Annotated in this window: 23 protein-coding genes and 1 pseudogene; 9 read left to right on the top strand and 15 right to left on the bottom strand. The window is 67.8% G+C overall.

Annotated features, from left to right (window positions below):
- Positions 1-223: 223 nt before the first annotated feature.
- Together QWU11_RS11360 and QWU11_RS11355 are read right to left on the bottom strand one after the other, a co-directional pair.
- Positions 224-1,570, bottom strand: a complete 1,347-nt coding sequence (locus QWU11_RS11360) for a DUF4041 domain-containing protein (RefSeq protein WP_290105104.1) — start codon at positions 1,568-1,570, stop codon at positions 224-226.
- Positions 1,571-2,053: 483 nt separating this feature from the next.
- Positions 2,054-3,064 carry a hypothetical protein gene (locus QWU11_RS11355; protein ID WP_290105103.1) on the bottom strand — a complete coding sequence of 337 codons (1,011 nt, stop codon included), beginning with the start codon at positions 3,062-3,064 and terminating at the stop codon, positions 2,054-2,056.
- 942 nt (positions 3,065-4,006) lie between these two features.
- Here QWU11_RS11355 and QWU11_RS11350 point away from each other — a divergent pair.
- On the top strand, positions 4,007-4,339 hold the full coding sequence (locus QWU11_RS11350) for a DUF6247 family protein (protein WP_290105102.1): 333 nt from the start codon (positions 4,007-4,009) through the stop codon (positions 4,337-4,339).
- Entirely contained in the window at positions 4,340-4,585 is a 246-nt protein-coding gene (locus QWU11_RS11345; RefSeq protein ID WP_290105101.1) for a hypothetical protein, read from the top strand.
- A gap of 519 nt (positions 4,586-5,104) precedes the next feature.
- On the opposite strand, the gene QWU11_RS11340 is transcribed toward QWU11_RS11345, so the two are convergent.
- Positions 5,105-6,514, bottom strand: coding sequence for an alpha/beta hydrolase domain-containing protein (locus QWU11_RS11340; RefSeq protein WP_290105100.1), 1,410 nt, complete (start codon positions 6,512-6,514; stop codon positions 5,105-5,107).
- A gap of 71 nt (positions 6,515-6,585) precedes the next feature.
- On the opposite strand from QWU11_RS11340, the gene QWU11_RS11335 reads away from it, so the two are divergent.
- Positions 6,586-6,708, top strand: coding sequence for a hypothetical protein (locus QWU11_RS11335; protein WP_290105099.1), 123 nt, complete (start codon positions 6,586-6,588; stop codon positions 6,706-6,708).
- Between the two features lie 132 nt (positions 6,709-6,840).
- Here QWU11_RS11335 and QWU11_RS11330 read toward each other — a convergent pair whose 3' ends face one another.
- From QWU11_RS11330 to QWU11_RS11320, 3 genes are all read right to left on the bottom strand, one after another.
- Positions 6,841-7,461 carry a VC0807 family protein gene (locus QWU11_RS11330; protein WP_290105098.1) on the bottom strand — a complete coding sequence of 207 codons (621 nt, stop codon included), beginning with the start codon at positions 7,459-7,461 and terminating at the stop codon, positions 6,841-6,843.
- A gap of 107 nt (positions 7,462-7,568) precedes the next feature.
- Entirely contained in the window at positions 7,569-8,021 is a 453-nt protein-coding gene (locus QWU11_RS11325; RefSeq protein ID WP_290105097.1) for a MarR family winged helix-turn-helix transcriptional regulator, read from the bottom strand.
- Positions 8,022-8,063: 42 nt separating this feature from the next.
- Positions 8,064-8,354, bottom strand: a complete 291-nt coding sequence (locus QWU11_RS11320) for a hypothetical protein (protein ID WP_290105120.1) — start codon at positions 8,352-8,354, stop codon at positions 8,064-8,066.
- 265 nt (positions 8,355-8,619) lie between these two features.
- On the opposite strand from QWU11_RS11320, the pseudogene QWU11_RS11315 reads away from it, so the two are divergent.
- A pseudogene (locus tag QWU11_RS11315) lies at positions 8,620-8,901 on the top strand (STAS domain-containing protein); the annotation flags it as partial.
- Here the strand turns inward: QWU11_RS11315 and QWU11_RS11310 are convergent.
- Positions 8,847-10,019 carry a beta-1,3-glucanase family protein gene (locus QWU11_RS11310; RefSeq protein WP_290105096.1) on the bottom strand — a complete coding sequence of 391 codons (1,173 nt, stop codon included), beginning with the start codon at positions 10,017-10,019 and terminating at the stop codon, positions 8,847-8,849. The pseudogene QWU11_RS11315 and the gene QWU11_RS11310 overlap by 55 nt on opposite strands.
- Positions 10,020-11,743: 1,724 nt before the next feature.
- Positions 11,744-12,178, bottom strand: a complete 435-nt coding sequence (locus tag QWU11_RS11305) for a VOC family protein (RefSeq protein ID WP_290105095.1) — start codon at positions 12,176-12,178, stop codon at positions 11,744-11,746.
- A 37-nt stretch (positions 12,179-12,215) separates the two neighbouring features.
- Between QWU11_RS11305 and QWU11_RS11300 the strand changes: the two genes are divergently transcribed.
- Positions 12,216-12,446 (top strand): hypothetical protein, encoded by a 231-nt coding sequence (locus QWU11_RS11300; protein WP_290105094.1) that lies wholly within the window; start codon positions 12,216-12,218, stop codon positions 12,444-12,446.
- Here QWU11_RS11300 and QWU11_RS11295 read toward each other — a convergent pair.
- The 5 genes from QWU11_RS11295 to QWU11_RS11275 form a co-directional block, all read right to left on the bottom strand.
- Positions 12,427-13,452, bottom strand: coding sequence for a HEAT repeat domain-containing protein (locus tag QWU11_RS11295; RefSeq protein WP_290105093.1), 1,026 nt, complete (start codon positions 13,450-13,452; stop codon positions 12,427-12,429). The genes QWU11_RS11300 and QWU11_RS11295 overlap by 20 nt on opposite strands.
- 177 nt (positions 13,453-13,629) lie before the next feature.
- Positions 13,630-14,148, bottom strand: a complete 519-nt coding sequence (locus QWU11_RS11290; RefSeq protein ID WP_290105092.1) for a hypothetical protein — start codon at positions 14,146-14,148, stop codon at positions 13,630-13,632.
- A gap of 181 nt (positions 14,149-14,329) precedes the next feature.
- The gene (locus QWU11_RS11285) at positions 14,330-15,067 is read right to left on the bottom strand and encodes an alpha/beta hydrolase (RefSeq protein ID WP_290105091.1); all 738 of its coding nucleotides are present in this window, start codon (positions 15,065-15,067) and stop codon (positions 14,330-14,332) included.
- 48 nt (positions 15,068-15,115) lie between these two features.
- Positions 15,116-17,128, bottom strand: coding sequence for a hypothetical protein (locus tag QWU11_RS11280; RefSeq protein WP_290105090.1), 2,013 nt, complete (start codon positions 17,126-17,128; stop codon positions 15,116-15,118).
- Positions 17,129-17,235: 107 nt separating this feature from the next.
- Positions 17,236-18,165: an NADP-dependent oxidoreductase gene (locus tag QWU11_RS11275; protein ID WP_290105089.1), complete on the bottom strand. Its 930-nt coding sequence runs from the start codon at positions 18,163-18,165 to the stop codon at positions 17,236-17,238.
- A gap of 75 nt (positions 18,166-18,240) precedes the next feature.
- On the opposite strand from QWU11_RS11275, the gene QWU11_RS11270 reads away from it, so the two are divergent.
- Positions 18,241-18,621, top strand: a complete 381-nt coding sequence (locus QWU11_RS11270; protein WP_290105088.1) for a helix-turn-helix domain-containing protein — start codon at positions 18,241-18,243, stop codon at positions 18,619-18,621.
- Positions 18,622-18,663: 42 nt separating this feature from the next.
- Here the strand turns inward: QWU11_RS11270 and QWU11_RS11265 are convergent, their stop codons facing one another.
- On the bottom strand, positions 18,664-19,743 hold the full coding sequence (locus QWU11_RS11265) for a hypothetical protein (RefSeq protein WP_290105087.1): 1,080 nt from the start codon (positions 19,741-19,743) through the stop codon (positions 18,664-18,666).
- A 131-nt stretch (positions 19,744-19,874) separates the two neighbouring features.
- The gene (locus QWU11_RS11260) at positions 19,875-20,372 is read right to left on the bottom strand and encodes a helix-turn-helix domain-containing protein (protein ID WP_290105086.1); all 498 of its coding nucleotides are present in this window, start codon (positions 20,370-20,372) and stop codon (positions 19,875-19,877) included.
- A 69-nt stretch (positions 20,373-20,441) separates the two neighbouring features.
- On the opposite strand from QWU11_RS11260, the gene QWU11_RS11255 reads away from it, so the two are divergent.
- The 3 genes from QWU11_RS11255 to QWU11_RS11245 all read left to right on the top strand — a co-directional run bounded on the left by QWU11_RS11255 (position 20,442) and on the right by QWU11_RS11245 (position 22,407).
- Positions 20,442-21,041, top strand: a complete 600-nt coding sequence (locus QWU11_RS11255) for a dihydrofolate reductase family protein (RefSeq protein WP_290105084.1) — start codon at positions 20,442-20,444, stop codon at positions 21,039-21,041.
- Entirely contained in the window at positions 21,035-21,853 is an 819-nt protein-coding gene (locus QWU11_RS11250) for an MBL fold metallo-hydrolase (protein WP_290105083.1), read from the top strand. The genes QWU11_RS11255 and QWU11_RS11250 overlap by 7 nt, the downstream gene beginning before the upstream one ends.
- 65 nt (positions 21,854-21,918) lie before the next feature.
- On the top strand, positions 21,919-22,407 hold the full coding sequence (locus QWU11_RS11245) for a hypothetical protein (protein ID WP_290105082.1): 489 nt from the start codon (positions 21,919-21,921) through the stop codon (positions 22,405-22,407).
- Positions 22,408-22,415 lie beyond the last annotated feature (8 nt).

The following is a 22,415-nucleotide window of genomic DNA, read 5'->3' as shown; positions in this document are numbered from 1 at the left end:
TCGACAGCGACTTCATTCTGGTCTCGGCTATAAGACGCCTCAAGAGGTCGAGGATGAGTATCTGAGTCCCCAGGTCGCTGCTTAAGTCAGGCACAACGCAGCTGTCCGGAAACCGCAGGGCCCCTCAGCCGGTCGAGGGGTCCGTCTCCGGCGGGAGATTGCTTCGAGCAGCCTGCCGTGGCGAGGACTCCGACCGCGACGGCCGTCGCCGCCAGCCGAAGAGTCATGCGGGAAGCATTTCGGTGGCCGGGCCGTTCTCGCTTGCGGCGTCCTTGCTCGCTCGCCATTCCATTGCTTCAGGGTTCTCGTGGTATTCGAGGATGTGTTGGTCGGTGAGGCGTTCGAGGAGCTGGCGTACCTCGGCTGGGGTGGCGTAGAAGAACTCGCGTCGGAGGTTGACGCGGTTGACCCGCCGGTCGGCGAAGTCGTTGTGGAGTCGGGCTTCGAGGCCGACAGCGTCTTCGCTGAAGATCAGAGCGTGGACGTCGAAGCGGAAGGGAACTGAGGCGTCGCCGAGTTCACGGACGCGGTCCATCGGGTCGAGACGGCGGGTCATGCCGATCTTGACCATGCGTTCACCGAAGGCTCCGATGTTGGAGATGACGTAGACGTAGCCGGCCCGGATGTTGGCCGCCCGTTCCTCCACGCCGGTGATGGCCGTACTGATCTGTTCCAGCTTGGCGCGCATCGCGGCAGCCGCTGTCTCGTCTTGCCGGTCTTCGAGCTTGGCCAAGGCGGTCTGGTAGTGGGTCTGTTCCTTGATCAGGCGGGCCTTCTCGCGTTCGAATTCCTTGCGGGCCTTGTCTTCCTCGCGCTGACGTTCTCGTTCGGCGCGGACTCGTTCCTTTTCCTCTTCGACCTTGGCGAGGTAGTCGGCGGTGAGTTCGAGCTCACGGGCCCGTTCCTGGTGGTAGGGCGCGCTGATGCGAATGTCCATCGTCTTGCCCAGGCGGGCGATCGTGTCCGCGGTCTTGCTCAGGCGCTCGATCGCCGAGGCGAGCTTATAGGGGCGCATCGTGCGCACAAGGTTGTCGGCCTCGGCGTTGTAAGCCCGCAGCAGCAGCTTGGAGAAGTCTCGGACCATCCGGCGGCCTTCAGCCGTGGACCCGTTCACCGTCCAGTTCGTGGTGGCCGACACCGCGCTACCGGCGCGAGTCATGGTCTTGACCGTGTCCTTCAGCTGCGCGAGCCGGGCCTTGTAGGCGATCGCATCGGACAGCGGATGCTGGTACTCATACACCCCGGCCTCTTGCAACAGAGCGACTTCTTCGGTCTTGACGATCTGGAGTTGCAGGTCGACCAGCCGCCGCCGCTTCTCATCCGCCTCCCGCTTAAGGTCGTCGGCCTGTGAGCGCAACTCCGTAATCCGCGCCGATAGCTCCAGTGCATCCATGCCCTTCAGCATCTGGACCATCTCAAGCAGAACAGCGTTCTCGGATTCCAGCTCCTCGATCCGCTTCTTGCTCCCGAACAGCCCACCATGGCGACGAGTCGCCTCACCCGACTTCGCTACCGCCTCATGCGCGCGACCGGGCATCGAGACGGGCGGCGGAGACGCCGCCGGCGGCACCGATGTAGGCGCAGACGTATAGGTAGGGGCGCTGCCGTTGCTGTAGCCGGGCGACCCGCCTCCATGGGGGTAATCGGCGATCCACAGCTGCCAGCCGACCGGAAGCGGCGGCCACGACGGATCCGGAACCCAACCCGGCGGAGGCGACCACCCAGGAGGCGGAGACGGCCAATTCGGCGGAGGGTTATACCGATACCCCATCAGATCCATCTCCCAGCCCCGTAACACCCGAACACCAGAACACCAGAACAAGGAGAAGACGCGCACCGTCGCCCAGGTGTTGACATCGCGGCCGGAACAGGACCGACGCGCGCCATTCGCCCGCCCGATCTCAGCACCGCACGCGCTTCAGGCGTGCCACAAGCCTTGCTAACGGATTTGCTAACAACGGCCTAGGAGGGCCGTGGATGGGCCCGGACGACGCAGTAGGTCGGCAGCAGGGCAGGGGACAATTCTGGACGGCTGTGGACGTCTTCAATCTTGCTACGGATTAGATGCTCCCCTTTTTCCGGCCGCGCCGCCATGGCTACGTCCTGTCTTCGCTCCTCGCGAAGCTGCCACTTGGCGCATGTAAGGATCGAGAGTCTTGCGACGATCTCCGCTCTGCCGCACGTAAAGTTGCGGATCGCGACCGTAGTAAGCGGCGCATCGCGCGATCACCAAGGCAGAGGCAGAGATCGCAGTCTGGGCTGCTGCTGCGATCTCTAGGAGGTCGGGCGCCAGGACCAGGGATTCGCCCGGACTGGAAGCGACGGCGCCGCGTAGCGCCCAGTAGTAACTGTGGGTGACGCCAGAGCTTAGGTTGTACCAGGCTGGCGAATCGGGCAGCAGTTCGCTCATGAGTTCGGTGACATCGAGCCGGACAGGAACCGAAGCCTTCGGCGAGGCAAGCTCAAGTCGGGCGATCCTCTTGTTGTCTCGGGAACGCACCACGATCAGGCCAGCCTTGTCGATTAGCGTTTGGACGTTGTCGCGCTCTGCAGTGGAGTTGTCGGTTATCAAGCGCATATGGTGCGGATCGAGGTGTCCGGTAGGGACTCGGAGGGCGCCCCTCAACCGTTCCTCAGCGCTCACAAGAAGCGCAACCGCGCCGCGCATGATCCGCTCTTCGCTGCTGATGCTCGAATCCAGAATCCATGCAAATCGTACGGCCGCTTCGCATACGACTCGCGAGAGGCTTGCGTGTGCGTACAGCGACATCGCCCCGTCGCTTCCAAGTGCCCTACCCAGGGTCAACAGGTGGTCGTAGGCATTGATACAGATTAGCCGCGCTTGGTGCTGCGTGACGTGTAGCAACTCACGACGCTCGGTAGCTGAACCCGTGTCATGTGACCACGCCTGACGATCCGATTCGTGCGGGGAACCGGGCGCAGGTGTATCTGAGAAGTCGGAGAGTGCTGCTCGTAGCGCCTGAGCTTCGTCGATGATCAGTCGACTGCAGGCACGCACCAGTTCTGGCAGCGGCTCATTGGGATTCGTCGGGCGAACGGTCATGCTCCCAGGGTTCAGTTGATCGGCAGTCGGTGGCAAGCGGGTTTCGGTCCGGGCACGCTCTCGCTTGTTTTTGGCGTCGGGTCGTCGCTCTAGGCCGATATTTCGCTGTTACGCGCAGGCCAGCGGGGAGGCATGGTCAAGATTCGTGGCGCACTGTAAATTCGCCGGCGCGCGTCGCGTCAGTTCGTCGCCCTCGCAGTCGGTTGCTGTACAGCACAGAAGTACAGCAACACCGCCGTACAGCCCCTGCCGCGATCACACGTCACCACACCTCCAAGCAGGGCGAGCCTGCACCGACCTTGATCGCGCTGGTAGTTCGCATCGAGAGGGTCATCCTGCCGGTGGACGCTCAAGACGATCGCCGTGTGTGGTTGCTGTCCGCCATAGTCGGCGGCGATCGTTGCCGCGCGGCTGCCGGTGCTCGGGCCGTGCCCGGCCCTGCGCTCCGGGGTCCTCTTGCCACCGAGATGGCCGGTTACTGTGAAGCCGCAAACGAGCAGGTCAGCCAGCTGAGTGCGTGCAATTGGCGTGCAACTAGCCAGGGTGAACAGGGGTCAATAGAGGTCACTCGCGGACAGTTGGAGACGCAGGTCAGGGCCGCGGACGGCCGCTTTCCATTTGATTCCCAAGCTGGTAGTGCGGGTTCGATTCCCGTCACCCGCTCTGACGCCGAAGGCCCAGGTCAGGAAGTTTCCCCGACCCGGGCCTTGATCGTTTTTGCCGGTTTCCGGCCAACGAGCGATTGGCCATTTGATTCGCCGTCGTCCTCAGCCGTCTCCCGAGCCGTTCGCGGTTGGGCGTGCCTGTTGCGTACTCCCGGTGGGGCGGAGGGTGCATGTCCGGCGTTCGGTCACAGCTGCCAGCGAGCAATGGCGCCCCCGACTTCGCGTGAGTCTGTCGCGGGTGCTCTGTAAGCTCTGCAGGAGTGGAAGGAGGTCCGGGATGACCGCACAGCCAGACGACTTCGCTCCTGTCGGCGCGCCCGAACCGGCCAAGAGTCTGCGCGCCATCCGGGCTGCCCTGGTCGTCCCCCAGGATCGCGAAGCGTTCGACGCCGGGCTCAAAGCGGTGCTCGACGAGGTCCGCGTCAACCTCGATCTCGGCGTACTGAACGACTTCGTGCACCGCTGGTGGATCTCCGCCTGCGACTCGGCGCACGACCCCGAAGGCCGCCGGCGGATGCACGCACATGCCGCGCAGATCGCCGCTGGAGAGACGGTCCCTGCGGGTAGGCCATGGCGCGACGTCCTCGCCGAGCGCGAGAACGGACGGTAGGTGTACCGGCTCAACCTGGACCCGGTCGCCGAGGAGCAGATCAACGCGGTCCCCGAGGGAGCCCTGCGCCCGCTCGCCGACTTGTTCACCCTGCTAGAGACAGCGCCCTGGAGCGGGCAGCCGTTCAACCCCTCCAACCCCAGAGGCAACATGCTCACGCATGCCTTCGGCGAGCGTGGGCTCGCCACCTACCTCGTACTAGAGGAACAACGCGAGGTGCACCTAATCCGCGTCGAATGGCCATGATCAACCATCTCTGCGAGGGTCGCGCGATCCACATCTACAGTCTTCCGCGGGCCATTAGCAGGCCATTAGCCCCGGTGAACAGGGGTCAACAGCGGTCACTCACGGTCATGTCGAAGCCCAGGTCAGTGCCCCTGACGGCCCGGAACCAGACGATTCCCAAGCAGGTAGTGCGGGTTCGATCCCCGTCACCCGCTCGCCGTGCCGGCCCGGGGGCGACCCCCGGACCCCCGATGTGAGGGGCCTCCGCCCCGCTCGTGGTATCGACGCTCAGGGATCCCTCACGGTGAGGAGCAGGCCTGACTCGACGCTGAGGACCTCTCGGGTGCCCCCGTGTGGGCCTCGCCGTCCCGGCGCTCGCCCGGCCGGGGCTCCCAGCGCCACGGCTCGATCGACCGGCCAGTGGCTACGCTGTCGCCGGCGGCCACCGCGCGATCCTCGGATGTCTTCACGGACACTCGATGATCACGGTGGCCGTTCTCGTGCAGTCGCCCATCAAGACCGCGAAGTGTCACTGGGGTATTAGCGGATCGCCGTCTTGACGATGTCGGCGGCGTCGGGCGGCAGGAGGAAGCCGGCGGTGACGCCGGCGGCCGCAGCTCGGACGGTTGCGGTCACGTATGCCCGGTGTGTCGGGTATAGCGCCTTGAGCCGTGCTGGGTCGAACGGGGTCGTGGTGCCCTCGATCTCACACTGTCGACTGGTGCCGTCGTTGCCCGAGCCGGTGAGCGTCGCAACCGGTGCGTCCAGCGCGGGCGTCCGCACCCCACCGAGCGCGTTGCCGTACCCGTCCCGGATGATCGCGGTGCCGTCCGGCGTGACCTGAATGCGTCGTGCGGTCGGAGCCGGGACGCCGGTACGGATCCAGCGGTTGATCTGGGCCAGCGCCGCGGACATCACGGCGCTTTCCTGTCCGTTGTTGGCCGCTTGCGTGCACTGGGTCGGCTGCGAGCCGGACTCGGCCGCGAGGAGCGCGTCGAGCGTGGCGTCCACGTGGGAGGTGCCGGGCACTTCCCAGAGGCGGAAGCCGCGGCTGTCGGGTTGGCTGACCGGGTAGTAGTCGAGGTTCGGGTACGACGGATGGGTCTGGAGGATCTCGGTTTCCGTCGCGACGGTGAGTACGGGAGCCGAGCTGTCGGTGCGGGTGTACACAATGGACGGCGAGGACTGCGGCGCCTGCGGCGGTTGGGAGATCGGTGCGGATCTGGCCCAGCGGCTGTGCACGAGGAACCCGGAGAAGAGCCGGTCGACGGGTTGTACGGCGTTGATGTAGGTGACCAGCCGGGCCGAGGAGCCGGAATATCCGTCACCGATGAGGGTGCGGGGACGCAGGCCGCCGAGCGGGTCGATGCCGGCTGGGTGAAGCAATGCCTGGGCGGCCTGTGAGTAGATGCTGTAGGAGAATGTGTCGCCGGGATGACTCAGGTCGGCGTAGCGTCCCGGGTCAACGCGTTGGAGCGTGGTGACGCCCTGTTGCTGGGCCGACACCCCCACCCACGCGTAACCGGCGCGTAGCAGTTCGGCATGCGTGTAGAGGAAGTCCGGGTCGACGTCGACGCCGCCGGGCAGGTCGAGCCACTCCACGATGACGGTGCCATTGAACCGGGCCGGATCGGCCGGTCGGCGCACCAGCAGCCGGGTACGGAACGCCGATTGCTCGGCCGGCCGCACGCGCCACCGGCCGTCGCTGCCCCACGTGTCGGCCTGGACGTACCCCGTTGCGGTGCCGTCCAGGAAGTACTCCTGCTCCATGTAGCCGGCCGTGTCCAGCGGTACCGGCGAGGTCGGGAACGGTCGGCCCGTCCCTCCGTTGACGGGGCCGATGACCGTCGGGCCCGGCGTGTCCTCCTCGGCGTGAGCGGTCAGCCCGGTCCCGAGGGCGGCGGTCAGGATGAGGGTGGCCATCGCCACCGCTATGAATATTCGGTGCATTCATTCTCTTTTCGAGGTGCGCGGATTACGCGGTGAGCACCTCGTGCAGCCGGTCCGCGAACGCTTGTGGGGTGGGTGAAGAATCCGTCGTGGCCACCGGGGAACTCGACGAGGTCGCGGCGACGCGTCTCGGCCCGCAGGGCGACGGCCCGGTACGGCTTGTGCGCCCGCGACGTGACCCCGGCGGCCGCTAGGACGGGAACCGGTCCGCTGCGTAGCGCCAGGGAGTCGAGCCGGAACCGATTGACGGCGGGTACTTTCCAGGAAGAAGTCCAGGTTGTCGGTGGAGCGTGCTGGTCACGGGGGTTCCTCCCTGGGGCTCCGGCTCAGGCACGCCGGACACACTTGACATAGCCGACGACGAGTACCGCGCCGATGCCCGTGACAGCCCAGCCGACGACTCGGGACACGAGGAGGTAGCGGCCCGTCGGCAAGGTCAGCGCGAGCACGATGTTCGCGGCGGCATGGGCCAGGAGAACGACTCCGACGGTGGCCGTCAGGACGCTGAAGTAGGGCCCCTGGGCTGCCGACGTCCGGGAACGGCGCACAGGAGACGGCGCCGGCGGGAAGCGCCGCAGCAGCAGCGGCCGTACGCCCGCGAGCAGCGGGTGGCCGATCAGCACTGATATGAGACAGGCCAGTCCCGCCCCGCCGGTCACGGCTACATGCCGCAGCAGCAGCGGCAGGCTGCCACCGCCGACCAGGAGCGAGATCATCAGGGCGATGCCGAGCCCGGCGAGGGCCAGCAGCCCGAGCGGGTCCGGGCGCCGTCGCCAGGCGGCGAATCCGAGGCTCCATACGAGCGGCGCGCCCGCCCCTACCGCGAGCGCGCCGGCGTCGCTGTGCATCGGCGCGCGCAGCAGCGCATATGTCGCCACTGGTACCGCACCGTTCACCGCGACGCTGAGCAGTAGTCTGCACAGCCATGCGCTACGTCCGAGAGTCACCAGCTCATCTCCGTTCGCGGATCACGTATAAGTAGGAGGGACGTGAAGCGGGCAGGAGTGAGCGGCGCGGCACCGCGTCGGCGCCACGGAGGATCAAGAGTCAGGGCTTAGTCGGGGTCCTCGTCGCCGCGCCGGGTCCCCTTCGGGACGAACCGAGCCACCAGCACCTCAAGCGCGGCCTCGACCTCGACGAGCACTGCGGGGTCGTCCGTGCCCAAAGCTCCACGTAGCAGGTCATCGAATGGAGTCTTCGCGCGCTGCCGGATCCGACGGGCGGCCGTACGGGTCGAGCGGACCAGTGTGCGGCGCCCATCGGCTGGGTCCGTGAACGTCTCGACGACCTGCTGGTCTCGTAGCAGGTTGACCCACTTCGACACGTAGCTCTGCGGGAAGCCGGTGCGGTCGGTGATCTCACTGATCGAGCTCCCCGGGTGGGTCAGCACGTCACCCAGCACCAGTGCCGCCGCCGGCGACAAACGCTCGGCGCCCGGTCTTCCGAGGGCTGCCTCGCCGACCTTCCCGAGCCGGCGACCCAGCACATACAGATCCAGCGCATCCATGCCCACAAGATACATCTCTCAGAGATGCATCTCAAGAGATATTTAGCTCCAGGCGATCAGGTCCTTGGTCGTCGCGCCGGTCGCGGCGGCGAGCATGTTGCCGGTGTGCCTGAGGTCGTGGAAGTGGAGGCCGAGCACTCCCAGGAGCATGACCACGTGGACCCACCTTGTGACCTTGTTGGAGTTGCTTCGCCGGAGTGGGCCGCCCTTGATGCCGGTGAAGACCAGGGCGTTCGGCTTGTTCTCGGTGTACTTGTCCAGTGCGCTTGCAGATCGGGGACGAGAGAGCGCGGGATGTTGACCGTACGGACGCCGGCGCGGGACTTCGGCCATCTACCGCTCCCCCTCGGCGTCGCCGGCCACGAAGGCTCCACCGTCATCGTCGGACTCAACGGCCTGCGCCTCCTGCGCAGCGCAGCCTGGCGGCGCGCCACCACCATCCGCACGACAGCAAGGAAACCGCGATGAGTACCACCGGCCCGCCCCGGCCCGGCCATCGCCCGCCATCCCGGCATCACGGCCTTGACCATCGCCGACCACCTACGCCAGGCCTACGCCGATGCGGAGCAGACCTCGGTAGACGTGGTGGGACTCCACCGGCCTGGGCGCGCTCGTCGGCCTGCTGCACCGGCTGCGGACGCACAACGGCTCCCTGGCGCTGGCCGGCGCGAGCGAGCGCGTGTACAAGGTGTTCAACACGACGCAGCTCACCAAGGTCCTCACCATCACCGAAGACCGTCCCGGACGCTATCGAGGCCGTCAACTCCGACGCTGCGGACACCCAGGCACCCTGAGGCCCGGCGCCGCTCCCGCTGAGCCGTACGGTCAGAACGGCGTGAGGGTCACGCTGACGGCACTGGGCGCTTCGTCCTGGATGTAGGAGGCGAAGCCGGCGACGTCGTCGAAGGCGAAGCCGTACGCCTTGGCGTCCTTGCTGTTCGCGTGCATCGCCTGTGCGTAGTGGTTGGTCACCGACCCGGCGTAGAAGCCGGCCGGGTCCGTGGCCGGCTGGGCGGCGTCGAGGAGCGTGGAGCGGTTGAACGCGGCGGCGAGGATCGCGGCGACCGGCCCAGTGACACCGTCGTTCGGCGCGGCGAGTGCACCGTCGCAGAACAAGACGTCACGCGTTGACGGCTTGGCGATGGTCGCGGGAGTCCCGCTGCCGCCGGTGAACGCGAGGCCGGCACCGCCGACCTTCCCGGTGAAGGTCCCGGCGTCGGTGGTCACCGAGAGCGGCGACCGCTCGTACTTGCTCCACACCGCGTCGATGTACGGGTCGAAGTAGTTCGCGGAGAACAGCCCGGCCTCGATCCCGTGGCCGGGCGCGAGGATCCGGAGGCCGTCGCCGACGACGAGCCTGGCGAAGTCCGGCCGGTCCGCGACCGCCGCGAAGATCTTGTCCCGGCCGCCGTCGACGAGCGTCCCGGTCGTCTGCGTCCGCGCTCCGGTGAGGCGGATGGCCAGGGGGACGCTGAACATGTCGACCATGGTCGTGTTACAGAACATCCCGGCGTCGTTGTGGGTGAACTCGATCCAGTCGTGCAGGATGCCGTGGTTCGGGTCCGAACTCACCCAGCCCGCCGGGTACTGCAGGGCCGGCGCGCCGTTGCCGTCGACGACGACTTTGAGCCGCAGGCGTTCGTTGATCGAAAAGTAGACGCGGCCGGACATTTTCGGCAGGACGACGGACGACCCGGACAGCGCGTAGTCGGTGTACCCGTCCGCGCCGTTGTCCGAGAGCGCGCACGGCCGGAACGTGCCGTCCGCCGCGACGTGTCCCTGCCGGCCGGTGGCCGGGTCGGTGCCGAGGACGTACATCGCGATCGCGCCGTCCGGGTACTTCCCGGTCGCGTTCGTCACCGTCAGGGGCAGGCCGTCGCCGGCCACGGCCGCGGCACGCCCTGCCTCGGCCGTGCGCGTACCGCATCCCGATATCCCGGCACCGACCGCGACGGCGCCCAGCGCCGCCGAGCCGAGGAACGCCCTTCTACTGATCACGAGATGTGCTCCTTCTCCGGGGCGCCCACCACTGGACGCGCCTAGACGTGATCAGTCAAACCGTCGCCGGAGGCGGTGAGAAGGCGTTTAAGGCGCGCTTGAGCTCGGCTTATGAGTGCCGACAGACACGAGCCCCGGCGCTTGACGCCACCATCGCCCGGATCCAACGACCGGCCATCTCTTCACGGAAATCGCTCAGCCGCATGCCGAGAGCCTCTCACGGTAGACAAAAGCGACATCGAACAGTCTTCTGACGTGACGCTGGTGACGGCCTGAGCACTCTCATAACCGCACTACCGTCAACCGCCGCATAGCTCGGGCCGCCCCTCAAGTCTGGTCGATGGTCCGGATCCAGGTTGGACCCTCTGGTGTGCAATTAGCGTGCAACTAGCCCGAGTGAACGGGGGTCAATAGCGGTCACTCGCGAGCTATCGGAAACCCAGGTCAGCGGCGCCGAGGGCCGGTATCCATATGATTTCCAAGCTGGTAGTGCGGGTTCGATTCCCGTCACCCGCTCTGTATCTGCCCAGGGGGCGACCTCCCGGAACCCCCCGGTGTGAGGGGCTCCGCCCCTCACGGGTTGCTGTTCGCGGGGCAGCATTTCGTAGGCTCAGGCCAGAAGGTTATCTCGGCCGAGCCATTATTCGTTTCTGGGGTATGCCGCCCCCGCCTTACATAGTCGCCGTCGGACGCGGGTCCTGAGTCCTTGCCTTCGCCTGCCGAGCAGTACCACGATCCGTCTCCTGGCTCCAAGAGAACCTGCGCCGCAGTACTCGGGCACGCCCGACGAAGCAACCATGGCCTTTCGCCTGGCACCACGCTCCACGCCTCTCCGATCGACTGCGGTAGCACGCAGCGAGGAGCTCACCAGCGTGGGCAGCGCTTCCATTTTCTTGTCTTGGTCGACTTCGAAGGATCTACGCGGAGGCCGTCTCATGACGACACGCCTGTCACCAGCGGGAACTTATACACCACATTCGTGGACACAACCTCAACAGGGCAAACGGAGCTTGATGCGGCCCCTAGGTAAGCGCCTCTGCTCTGTGTTATACGCCAACAGTTATCTGGGCACAGTCATCCGCTATGGGTGGATACGCGTCATATAGGAGCGTGGGGAGAATGGGGGAGTTCAGTGTCACAGACCAAACAGCAGGCGGCTGGGTGTGGCTGTCTGGGCATTCTCATGCTGATCATTATCGGCGCCGTAGGCAACGCCTGCTCCTCGTCGGGTACATCGACGAGCCAAGTAGCGTCACCACCGCCCGCCGCCGCGGTGTCCTCTCCTTTGTTCGGCGCTGCCGCGACTCCTTCTCCCGCACGCACCCACCACCATCGCGCCGCGGTGACTCCTTCCCCCGCGCACACCCGCCGCCATAAGCACCGTCACGTAGCGCCGTCGAAGGCTGCTCCCCCACCGCGATCAACCTGCCATCCCCTGACCAACTCCGGGAAGTGTTACGAGCCGGGAGAGTTCTGTCGCAATTCTGATCATGGTGTCCGCGGTGTCGCAGGCAACGGCGAGAAGATCAGGTGTGAGGACAACAACGGGTGGCGGTGGGAACCCGTCTAACTGTGCGGTACCGAGGAAGCCTGCTTCGGCCACCCGCATCTCCGCCTACTCATAGACGTTCGGGTTCGCCTGTGCGATCGACCTGCTGGTTGCGCCGGCGCGTGCGCGTTTGTGTCGCAGCCCGCCTTACGTTGGAGGACACGTTCGCGGTCGCTCAGTCGAGGTCGAACTCGTTGCCCTCGATGTCCTGCATCACGAGGCACGACTCGTTGACGCCATCGGCAAGCAGCAGTCGCACGCGTACCGCGCCGAGTGCGACCAGTCGTGTGCATTCGGCCTCAAGTGCGGCCAGGCGCTCTTCGCCCACGAGCCCGGTGCCGACCCGCACGTCAAGGTGCAGCCGGTTCTTGACGACCTTGCCTTCGGGGACGCGCTGGAAGAACAGTCGCGGGCCCACACCTGAGGGATCAATGCATGCGAACGCCGAACCCTGTCTCTCCGGCGGCAGCGCGCGGTCGAAATCGTCCCAAGTGGCAAACCCCTCCGGCGGCGGCGGTACGACGTACCCCAGCACTTCGCACCAGAAACGAGCGACCCGCTCGGGTTCTGCGCAGTCGAAAGTGACTTGGACCTGCTTGACCGACGCCATCGGTCCACCTTAGAGGCGCGATCAACAGCGCGGAAATGTGCACGGAACGACCCAGCCGCAACAGGCGCCGCGTAAGACCGCCGGACCGCAGGTCAGGAGCACACTCGACCCGGATGCGGTGGCCGGCCTCGAGAGCCGGACGCGTGGCCGTGGTGTGTCCCTCAGGCGGGGCGATCGCATCAGTAGTCTCGGCTGCGTGAACACGGCGATCTTCGACGAGGCCGCGGCGCTGTGGGACATCCGGGTGCTCAGCCACAATGACGCGTGACGGTCCGTGCCGCCTCGTCGAGGCCGCCTCCGGTCGCGTCCATGATGGCGTCCACGGACCAGGAGAGCGTACGGCCGGCCTGGTTCAGCTCCAGGGTGAGGCCCGGTTCGAAGCGGGTGGCGAACAGTGCGAAGTCCGCCGCCGGGACCGCCTGGTGGACGGCGTCGAGCAGCGCGGTCGCGAAGTCGTCGCGTTCGGTCCTCGCCGCCGGGTCGCACTCGCGCAGGGCGGTGGCGACCGCAGTGCTGGCGGGGTCGTAGGCCGACAGGTGGGGCACCAGCGCCGGGTCGCGCAGGCACGCGGCGGCGTCCAGGCCCCAGGAGCGGACGCCCTCCTCCGCGTCTAGCAGCTCGATGAGCGGAGCCGTGGCCCTGGGGTCACCCCGCCTGGCCAGCCCGAAGACCGCCTCCTCGCGTACGTCGTCGCCGTCGTCGCTGTCGTCGCGGATGCGCGCCCACAGGGCGGCGCGCACGGCCGGGGTGTCGACGGCCAGCTGGGTACCCAGGCCGAACGTCGCCCAGTCGCGCACATCGGCGTCCGGGTCGCCGGTCAGGCGTACCAGCACGCCGACCTCGATGCCGTCGAAGTCACCGGTGGCCACGGGGGGCAGCGCCTGCGCCACCTGGCAGCGAACGTCCGCGCGGGGGTGCCCGGCCAGCCTCACCAGGACCGGGATCGCCCGTTCGTCGGCCGTACGGCCGAGGGCGCAGGCCAGGGACCAGGCGACGTCGGCATCGGTCTCGGCCGGCGCCAGGCCCAGCAACGCGGACACGGCCTCGTCGCGTACGGACTCGTGTCGGTCACAGGCGCAGCCCAGGAGGTCGCAGCCGACCGAGCGGGTCACCGGATCGGGTGAGTCGAGCAGCCCGACGCCGTACCGCAGCGACGCTGCGCCGTCCTCCGCGACCTGCCCGAGGATCTGCCAGACGGCGTCGTACTCCTCCGGGTCTGTGACGTCACGCGCCACCTCCACGGCCCGCGTGACCCGAACGTCGATTGCCGGCACCGTTCTCTCCCGAGGTCGAGCGATCCCATCATCTCCGGCCGGACACCGCGACCGCACCCCAATATCGCGGGCGCCGCGGGCTCGCCCATCGAGAATCTTCCCGAGCGTGGAGGCGATCTCCTTGTCGCGCTCCTGCCGCGCGTGCGGCGTGAGCGCCGGTCCCTCCGATCGGGCCGGCTAACACTCATCGAGCATGTGACGCGTGTACTGGCGATCGGGGAGCCCGAAGTCCATGCCGTTCTCGTCGAGGGCGTTGTAGATCGTGACCTGGTCGTCCGGGAAGGTGAAGGTGACAGCCACCATCCCTCCTGCCATGTCCTCGCTGGCCCATTCGAGAAGCTCCACGGCTCGTAGTCGCTGCCCGCTCAGCGCCGCCAGCTCGCCAGGCACACCCTGTCGCCATGCCAGCCGGAGTCCTTGCCCGGCCCAGTCCAGCGGCTGAGTCGGATCGACGGTGTTCCAGGTGATCGAGAGTTCGTCGAACTTCTGGTGCACGATTTCGACTTGCTCGCCCTCGAAATCCAGCAGGATCAACCCGTCGGAGAACCACGCATCGTCCTCGACATCCCAGACCAGGAAGGCCTGGGTCAGTCTCCGTCCTTTGAGCATGGCCAGTCGTCGCCCATGAGCAGCAGTGACAGCCGAACGGCCGTTCAGCCAGGCCGGTCTGTAGCCGGCGATCCCGAAGTCGAACACCTGGCGATGGTCCCAGGGGGACGGCACGATGAGGTCAACCCTCCGGCATAGACGACGCCTCCGGCGGGGGCCTCAGGCTCCGGGATGGCTGCGCTCACGGGCGGAGCCGGGCGGGTGATCGAGGTGGAAAGCCTGGTCGCGGCTCAGCACACTAGTAAGTGCGGTCGGGTACGCCGTCGACTCAGTTCGACTTCACCCGTGCGAGGAGTGCGAGGAGTTCGGTGGCCACTCCGTCCGGGTCCTCGTAAACCGGGGTGTGTCCGGTGTCCAGCAGGCGTAGCCGTGCGTCCGGGATGGCTGCGGCCAGTTCTCGTGCCTGGTCCGGTGTTCTGGTCGGGTCGTGGAGGCCGTGCAGCACGGTGACCGGGCAGTCCAGCATGGCCAGTCCCGGAGTCAGATCCAGGTCCCGCTGACTGCGCAACGCGTCCAGCGCCGCCTGGGCCGGCACCGTGGCCGCGTACTCGAGCAATTCGTCGCGGAAGGCCGGGTCCGGCGCCTTGGCGAACGACCGGTCCAGCACTCTGGCGTGCAACCGCGGACCCCAATCGGTGGCCAGCGCGGTCAGGATGGCGTCCACATCTCCGTGGCCGCGCATGTGGGCTCCGGTGTCGACCAGCAGCAGGCCGGCCACCAGTCCGGCGTGTTCGGCCGCCAAGCGCAGGGCGATGGCACCGCCGGTGGAATGTCCGATGACCAGGACCGGGGCGCCGTGCCGCCGCGTGATGCGCGCGGCGAGCCGGTCGGCGACCGCGCCGAGGTCCCACGGGCCGGGGTCGGTCATCCAGGACACCGCGTCGAGTTCGACCTGCTCGGCCAGCCGTTGCGCCAGCGGACCGAACACGGCGGGCGCGCACATTGTGCCGGGAATCGCGAGCACGACCGGCCGCCGCGTGGCTCGTTCATCGTCTCGGGTCGGCATTGCCCCTCCTTACGCCGACCATAATGCCTCCGGTAGGCGCTCGATCGGCTATTGCGCGTGCGGTTCCGTACAGGGGCGGCCGCCGCAGACGTCGACGACCACACCGTCCCTGAGGAACCGCGCCTTCTGCGCCCGCGCCGTGGCGTCGGCCCGGGGATCCTCGTGCGGGTCGATGCCGTACTGCTCACCGGCCGGCGGGGTGTTGGTCACCGGAGGGGCAGGCGTACCGCTGTCCCACACGACCATCGCCGAACCCGCGTAGGCGCCGTACGGCAGAGCCTTGATGCCCCAGTACGGGACGACATCGGGGTTGCGACCCGGCGCGATCGCCGGCTGGTGGACGCGTGCGCCCATCGTCCGGGCCTCGACCTCGGCGGTGACGTTCGACACCTGGTGGTCGCCGAACGCCACCTGCGTGAGGATGCGGTGGCGGGGCGAGCCCGGCAGCGGGTCGCCACCGAGGTGCTGGGCGTACCCGTCGGTCTCGGCCCGGTCCCACAGGATCTGCTGCAGTGCGAAGCAGATCTGCTGGTCGAGCTTGTCCGGATAATAGGCGTTCATCACCTGCTCGAAGGGCGCGAAGTCGACGCTGCGGTTGAGCAGCGTGCTGTAGTTCATGCCGGCGACGCCGAGTACGCCGAAGCGCACGTCGGGGGAGACGGCGACGGCGGCGCCGCCCGCGATGGAGCCCTGGCTGTTGCCGTCGTAGACCAGGTCGGCGCGGGGGTCGATCAGGGAGTGGCCCTTGTCGTCCTGGAACGCCTTGTCACTCGCCAGCCCATTCTTGGTGATCATCGTACGGCCGAGGAACACGAAGTCGACCAGGCTCTGCTGGAGGCGGTCGACCACGGTGTCGAAGTGGGAGAAGTCGCCGAACACCCCGGCGACGTTCGCGATGTCCTCTGCGGCCATGCCGATCCAGGCGGTGGCGCAGAAGGTGAAGTCGTGTTCGCCGGCCATCGCGCGGACGTTGGCCGCGTGGACCTCGGAGATGCTGCCGAGCAGGCCGTGCCCGTACACGGACGGCTGCGCGGGCCTGGTGAACGCGGCCCGCGGGATCTCGCACTGGAACTGTGCGTGAACGTCGTCGCCGAAGCGCACCGGATCGCCGTGCGCGTCACGGTTGAGCCGGGAACCGGGCGGGCCTCCGGGCTGGTCGAGGTAGTTCGGCACGAGGAACTCGCCCTTGACCTCGCGTGCGACGTTGGCATCCTGCTCGGGGGTGAAGTCGGTGACCGAGGTGACCGTGAAGTCGGGCGACCGCCCGTGCAGGCCGCGGAGCGCGTCGTCACGCATGTCCAGCACCTGCCCGGCGATGCCCTGCTCGCTGGCGACGGTGAAGTCCCAGGCCAGGTAGAGGCCCCTGCCGCCCACCCCCGCTCGGCCGAGGTCCGTGAGGGTGCCGCGGAGCGCGTCCTGGCGTGCGGCGAGCGGATCCCGGCGGCTGAGCTTGACCCCCGCGAGGCGAGTGAACGTCGCGGGCGCCGCGATCCGGGCGCCGGAGGAGTTCTTGAGGTCGCGGAGGGCGACGGCGTAGTGGTGGCCCTCCAGGAAGTTCTTCGCCGGCCGGACGATCAGGGCCTGCCGCGCCGGGTCGGTGGCGTTCGCGTCGAGCTCCGCCCAGTACGGCCAGCGCTCACCGGTCCGGGTGTCCACGATGACGATCGGGGCGTCTCGGTCGAGGGACCTTCCGACATCGGTGACCGGCGCGGCCCCGGTCTTGGCGAGGTCCAGGCCCGGCACCTGGGCGAGGAGCATCGACCCCGGCGAGAAGCCGTCGGAGATGTTCCACGCGGCCGGGTAGATGGCCTTGCCCGCCGCGTTCTTGGGCGTCATCTCGCCGGTGAGGGCGAGCCGCCGGCCCGTCGGCGTGTGGGCGCGGGTCGTGTACCAGTCGTTCGGGAAGGGCAGCAGGCATCCGGTCCCGGCGATCGGGTCGCATCCGCGGGCCGGGCGAGGCCCGGTGGCGTGCGAGGTCGACGCGGCCGCGGCGTCAGCGGGTAGGGCGGAGCCCACGACCGTCGCCACGACAAAGATCGAGAACGCGCGTTGCAGGCGCACATGCCCTCCTGAGTCGCTGTTGCTCTTTGGAAGGTGTCATGTTTTGCGAGGTTTGTGGGAGAAGGCGCTGGCCAGCGGTGGTCATCGTGGCGACGTCGCGAACGGGATCAGACGGTGAGGACGAGCTTGCCCTGGAGGTGACCGGCGTCGAGCAGCCGGTGCGCGTCGGCGACGCGCTCGAACGGGAACGTCTCCTGCACGTGGACCCGGAGCCTGCCCTGTTCGACGAGTTCGACGAGACCTTGCAGGGCGACCGGATCCGGGTCGACCGCGATGCCGCTGAAGCACATACCGGCCGCCTCGAACGTGGCGGCGAGCTCCGAATCCTCCTCGGCCACCGCCGTCACCAGGTGCCCGCCTGGGCGGAGCACTCCGAGCGATCGCTCGACGGTGTCGCCGCCGATCGTGTCGAGCACGACGTCGATGTCGCGGATCGCCTCGGCGAAGTCGGCCGTCGAGTAGTCGATCACTTCGTCGGCGCCGAGCCCCTCGACGAACTCCCGCTTACCTCCACCGGCGGTCACGATCACGTACGCGCCGAGTGCCTTCGCGATCTGGATCGCGACGTGGCCGACCCCACCGCCACCGCCGTGGACCAGGACGCGGTCGCCCGCGGTCACGCCGCCGAGGTCGACGAGGCCCTGCCACGCCGTCAGCCCGACGACCGGCAACGCCGAAGCCTCGACGTGTGAGAGCGATGCCGGCTTGCGCGCCAGGTGCAACGCCGGAGCGGACACGACCTCGGCGTACGCACTCGCCGCCCGCGGGAACAGCGGCATCCCGAACACCTCGTCGCCGGGCCGGAACCGCCACGTCTGCGGTGCCTCATCGACCACGCCGCTGATGTCCCAGCCGAGGACGAACGGCGGCTTGCCGATCAGCGGAAACTCGCCGGCGCGCAGGCGCGCCTCCAGCGGGTTGAGCCCGATCGCCTTGACGCGCACGAGGACCTCGGTCGGGAGGGGCTGCGGCTCGGGCGCGTCCACGATGGTGAGCACCTCGGGACCGCCGAGCGCCTGCTGGGTGATGACTCGCATGACTCTCCTGGCTTTGGAGGGGGGAGAGAACCCAGGCTAGATTTCCGATAGGAACCAGCAGGTACCTTGGGCGCCATGAGCGGTTTCAGTCCCGGCGATCCCTTTCTCGCCGACTGCCCGGGGCGTCTGACGGTCGAGCTGATCGCCGACAAGTGGACGGCGGTCGTGCTCTACGGCCTCAGCAAGGGCCCGGTACGCCACGGCGAACTGATCGAGCTGATCGGCGGCATCTCCCGCAAGGTGCTCACCCAGACGCTCCGGCGGCTCGAGTCGCACGGGCTGGTCCGCCGCCACGCGTATGCCGAGGTGCCGCCCCGCGTCGAGTACGAGCTCACCCCGCTCGGCGCGACGCTGATCGATCCGATTCACATACTGACCGAGTGGGCGCGGGCGAACGGCGACGCGGTCCTCGACGCGCTCGACGCCGAATCCGAACCGGTCGCCCATCACGGCTGAGTGAGTCGCGACGGGTGCCCGAGGGCACCCCGCCGCGGGTTCTCAGTGGTCGTACTGCTGGATGATGGCGTCCCAGGACTGGTCGCCGGAGGTGGGCTCGACCTGGCCGACCGCGAGTACCTTCCCGGCTCCGGGTACGTGGTCGAGGTCGCGGATGTCGATGTCGTTCCGGCCGGGCGGCCTCGGGGCCGCGTTGGCCGTGGCCCGCCCGCTCTTCGTCCGGTGGACGTAGGACTTGTAGAAGGTCGTGTACCAGATGCCGCCGGCGCCGTCTGAGGTGATGTTCAGGGCGTACGTCTCGTGCGTACCGACGGCGGAACTCCACTTCTTGCCGTTCCAGTGCATGAGAAGGGTGCGGTTGTGACCGGGCTTGCCGGGCGCGATGGAGTAGAAGCGGCCGGCCGCCCACACATTGTTCTTCGACACCGCGGTGACATCGGTGAAGTTGGCGAAACCGCTGCTGCCCCTGGGCACCGTCACCGTGGGCAGCTTTACGGCCGTCCACTTCGCGCCGTTCCAGTGCGCGGCGTACGGCTGGTTGTTCGTGTTCTCACCGACCGCCCACGCGTCGTTCTTGGAAACGGCGCTGATCCGGTACGCGGTGAGCGGCATCGGCACCGTACGCCACTTCTTGCCGTCCCAGTGCAGGCCGGTGCCCTTGCCGGACTCGTCGCCCCCGACGGCCAGGGCCTCGTTCGCGCTCAGGACCGCGACGCCGCTGGCTCGGTAGCCGGTGGAGACGGAGGTCCAGGCCTTCCCGTTCCAGTGCCACGCGGCGCCGGCGCCCTGGGCGGTGAGGCCGAGGACCCAGACGTTGCTCGGTGACGAGCCGCCGACGACCTGGAGGGATCCCGTACTCCCGGGGATCTTGACCTCATTCCACTTCGCGCCGTTCCAGTGCAGAACCGCGCCACTCGTGGCCGCCCCCTGGTCCCTCCACCCGACGGCCCAGGCGTCGTTCTTGCCGACGGCGGCGACGGAGTCCAGAACGAAGTTGTCGTAGCCGGTGTCCTTGCTGATGTACGAGGTGCGCCAGCGTGACGCGCTCGCGGCGACGGCGGGTACGGCCCCGGCGCCCAGCATCACCATGGCCAGCCCGGCCGCCGTCAGCGTCTTCTGCATTGGAATCCCCTTCGATGCCCGAGGCGCCGTTGCCGGGCGTAGCTCCGGCAAGGTTAATCCGGAATTGGCGGGAATTCTCGCCGACTTGTTCGGAAAAATTACGAACCGGAACCCAAGAAGGTCGGTCACCGTCAATCGACGTGTTCTTGCTCGGCGGCCGCGGCGCGAGCGGCGTCGAGGCGCTCGAACGGGCCTGGACCGTCGTACGGCTTCGGCGGGGCGTCGAGGTGGCGGACGCGGAGTTCGTCCATGAGTTCCTCGACGAACGCCGGGCCCTCGTCGCGCATGAGCTGCTGCCGGATCCGGAGCTCGTCGCTGCCCGGCCGCCAGTCGAGGCCCCAGCTGCCGAGGGCGTAGATGATCGGAAGAGTCTGGATACCGGATTCGGTGAGGCTGTAGCGAGCGCGCTGCCCCCGTGCCGCGGTGCCGCGGGTGAGGATCCCCGCCTCGACGAGCCGTACGAGGCGGTCGGCGAGGATGTTCGAGGCGATCCCCTCCATCGACCCGGTGAGCAGCGCCCGGAAGTAGCGGCGGTCGCCGAACATGACGTCGCGAAGCACGAGCAGCGACCAGCGATCTCCGAGCACCTCGACGGCGGCGTTGATCGGACAGCCGGACCGTGGTTCCACGCTTCCTCCTTGACAGGTGTTTCGCCCTCCCTATAGTAGTTGCAAATCGCAACCACTACGGAAGAGGGGATGATGGGCCGCTTCGTCTATGCGATGAACGTGTCCCTCGACCTGCGGATCGAGCAGGTTCCCGGGGACAACGGTGCCGGCGAGTGGCTGCGCATCGACGAGGAACTGCACCGCGAGCTCAACGCGCGGACGCGCGAGATCGCGCTCATCGTCCACGGCCGGGTCATCTACGAGACGATGGAGGAGTACTGGCCACGGGCGCGCGATGACGCGTCGCTGCCGGACTTCATGCGTGAGTACGCCGAGATCTGGACTGCCAAGCCCAAGGTGCTCGTCTCCCGCACACGCCTCAGTGCCGATCACAACACCCGGATCATCGGCGGAGACGACGCGATCGAGCAACTCGCCGTCCTGCGGGCCGAGACCGACGGCAGCATCGGCGTGGGCGGCGCGGCGCTCGCGACGCAGCTGCTCCGGGCGGGGCTTCTCGACGAGCTGCTGCTCTGCACCCACCCGGCGATCCTCGGCTTCGGCAGGCCACTGTTCGACGACTACGACATGCCGATCGAGCTCGACCTGCTCGAGCAGCGGTCGTTCGAACGGGGCGTCACGTTGCACCGCTACACCATCCAGGACACGAAAGAGGCGAGCTCATGCTGAAGCAGGTCGCGGAGGGTGTACTGGTCCACGAGAGCGAGTTCTGCCAGAGCAACGCCGTCGTCGTGCAGGGCCGGAGTGGCGCGTTGCTCATCGACCCCGGGGTGCTGGCCGACGAGCTGGCCTGCCTCGCGAACGACCTGTCCGACTCGGGCCAGACCGTCGTGGCGGGCTTCTCGACACATCCGCACTGGGATCACCTGCTCTGGCACCCCGGGCTCGGGAAAGCGCCCCGTTACGGCACCGCGCGGTGCGCGGCCACCGTGCGCGATCGCCTGTCGGGCAGGGTCGAAGCGGTCGCGAAGGCCGTCGGCATCCCCGACGGGGTACCCCTGGACCTGATCGGCCTCATCACCGGGCTTCCCGCCGAGACCGCGCGAATCCCATGGGACGGCCCCCAGGTCCGGATCATCGAGCATCAGGCACATGCACCCGGCCACGCGGCGCTGTTGATCGAGGAACGCGGGGTTCTCGTCGCCGGCGACATGCTCTCCGACGTCTTGATCCCCATCTTCGAGATGAGCGCCGCCGACCCGATCGAGGACTATCTCACCGGGCTGCGCCTGCTGGAGGGCGCGGCAGGCGGCGTCGACGTCCTCATCCCGGGCCACGGATCCGTCGGCGAAATACGCGCACGGATCGACCAGGATCGCGCCTACGTGCACGCCGTACGCGACGCCCTGGTTCCCAGCGACCCGAGGATCGGCCCATCGGCCAAGGACGGCTGGGACTGGGTGGCCGGTGTGCACGAAGGGCAACTCCAGCGCCTCGCCCAAAGGCACGGAACCGCAAATGGGTCGTCCGGCGTCCAATAACCGCGGCGAACACCGCAGCGCCATCACATCGCCCCGGGCAGGCAGCCCTCCGCAGGAGGAAATCCATGAAGGTCGAGATCGTCGTTGCTCTTGGTGGCTTAGGGGTGGCGATGCTCGCGCTCGCGTTCGCCGCCTTCCAGACGCGTTTCACCGGTCAGCAGGCCGAGGCCGCGGGGCGTCAGGTGAAGATCGGCAACGAGATCAACGGTGCGTCGGTCACCAACGATGTGATGACCAACCTGCACGACGTCCTGCGGATCGTCGTCGACTACCCCGAGCTGTACCCCTTCTTCTATGAGTCCGCGCCGGTGCCCGTCACCGACGACCTCCGCCGGCGCGTCATGATCACTGCGGACATGATGTGCACCGTGCTGAGCCTCGGCCTGCACGCCTACGAGGCCGTACCCGCAGCCGGGGATGGGCTGCGCCTATGGAAGATGTACGTGGACCACTGGCTGCGCACCTGCCCGGCCGTCCAAACCGTCGTCGACCAGAACCCCGGCGAGTGGCACTACCTCGGTCCGCTCCGCCGTCAGGTCCTCAGCGAAACCTGACGGGAACT

The organism is Actinomadura sp. DC4 (assembly GCF_030406325.1).
Lineage (GTDB): Bacteria > Actinomycetota > Actinomycetes > Streptosporangiales > Streptosporangiaceae > Actinoallomurus.
The sequence above is the reverse complement of the archived record's forward strand: the minus strand, read 5'-3'. Positions and strand labels throughout refer to the sequence as shown.

What these genes read in the sequence shown, in the direction of transcription:
- QWU11_RS11270 (WP_290105088.1), top strand. Translation starts at nt 18,241, where the DNA reads ATGAGCGGTTTCAGTCCCGGCGATCCCTTTCTCGCCGACTGCCCGGGG.
- QWU11_RS11285 (WP_290105091.1), bottom strand. Translation starts at nt 15,067, where the DNA reads ATGCCGACCCGAGACGATGAACGAGCCACGCGGCGGCCGGTCGTGCTC.
- QWU11_RS11255 (WP_290105084.1), top strand. Translation starts at nt 20,442, where the DNA reads ATGATGGGCCGCTTCGTCTATGCGATGAACGTGTCCCTCGACCTGCGG.
- QWU11_RS11265 (WP_290105087.1), bottom strand. Translation starts at nt 19,743, where the DNA reads ATGCAGAAGACGCTGACGGCGGCCGGGCTGGCCATGGTGATGCTGGGC.
- QWU11_RS11340 (WP_290105100.1), bottom strand. Translation starts at nt 6,514, where the DNA reads ATGCACCGAATATTCATAGCGGTGGCGATGGCCACCCTCATCCTGACC.
- QWU11_RS11250 (WP_290105083.1), top strand. Translation starts at nt 21,035, where the DNA reads ATGCTGAAGCAGGTCGCGGAGGGTGTACTGGTCCACGAGAGCGAGTTC.
- QWU11_RS11320 (WP_290105120.1), bottom strand. Translation starts at nt 8,354, where the DNA reads ATGGCCGAAGTCCCGCGCCGGCGTCCGTACGGTCAACATCCCGCGCTC.
- QWU11_RS11355 (WP_290105103.1), bottom strand. Translation starts at nt 3,064, where the DNA reads ATGACCGTTCGCCCGACGAATCCCAATGAGCCGCTGCCAGAACTGGTG.
- QWU11_RS11305 (WP_290105095.1), bottom strand. Translation starts at nt 12,178, where the DNA reads ATGGCGTCGGTCAAGCAGGTCCAAGTCACTTTCGACTGCGCAGAACCC.
- QWU11_RS11245 (WP_290105082.1), top strand. Translation starts at nt 21,919, where the DNA reads ATGAAGGTCGAGATCGTCGTTGCTCTTGGTGGCTTAGGGGTGGCGATG.
- QWU11_RS11275 (WP_290105089.1), bottom strand. Translation starts at nt 18,165, where the DNA reads ATGCGAGTCATCACCCAGCAGGCGCTCGGCGGTCCCGAGGTGCTCACC.
- QWU11_RS11325 (WP_290105097.1), bottom strand. Translation starts at nt 8,021, where the DNA reads ATGGATGCGCTGGATCTGTATGTGCTGGGTCGCCGGCTCGGGAAGGTC.
- QWU11_RS11350 (WP_290105102.1), top strand. Translation starts at nt 4,007, where the DNA reads ATGACCGCACAGCCAGACGACTTCGCTCCTGTCGGCGCGCCCGAACCG.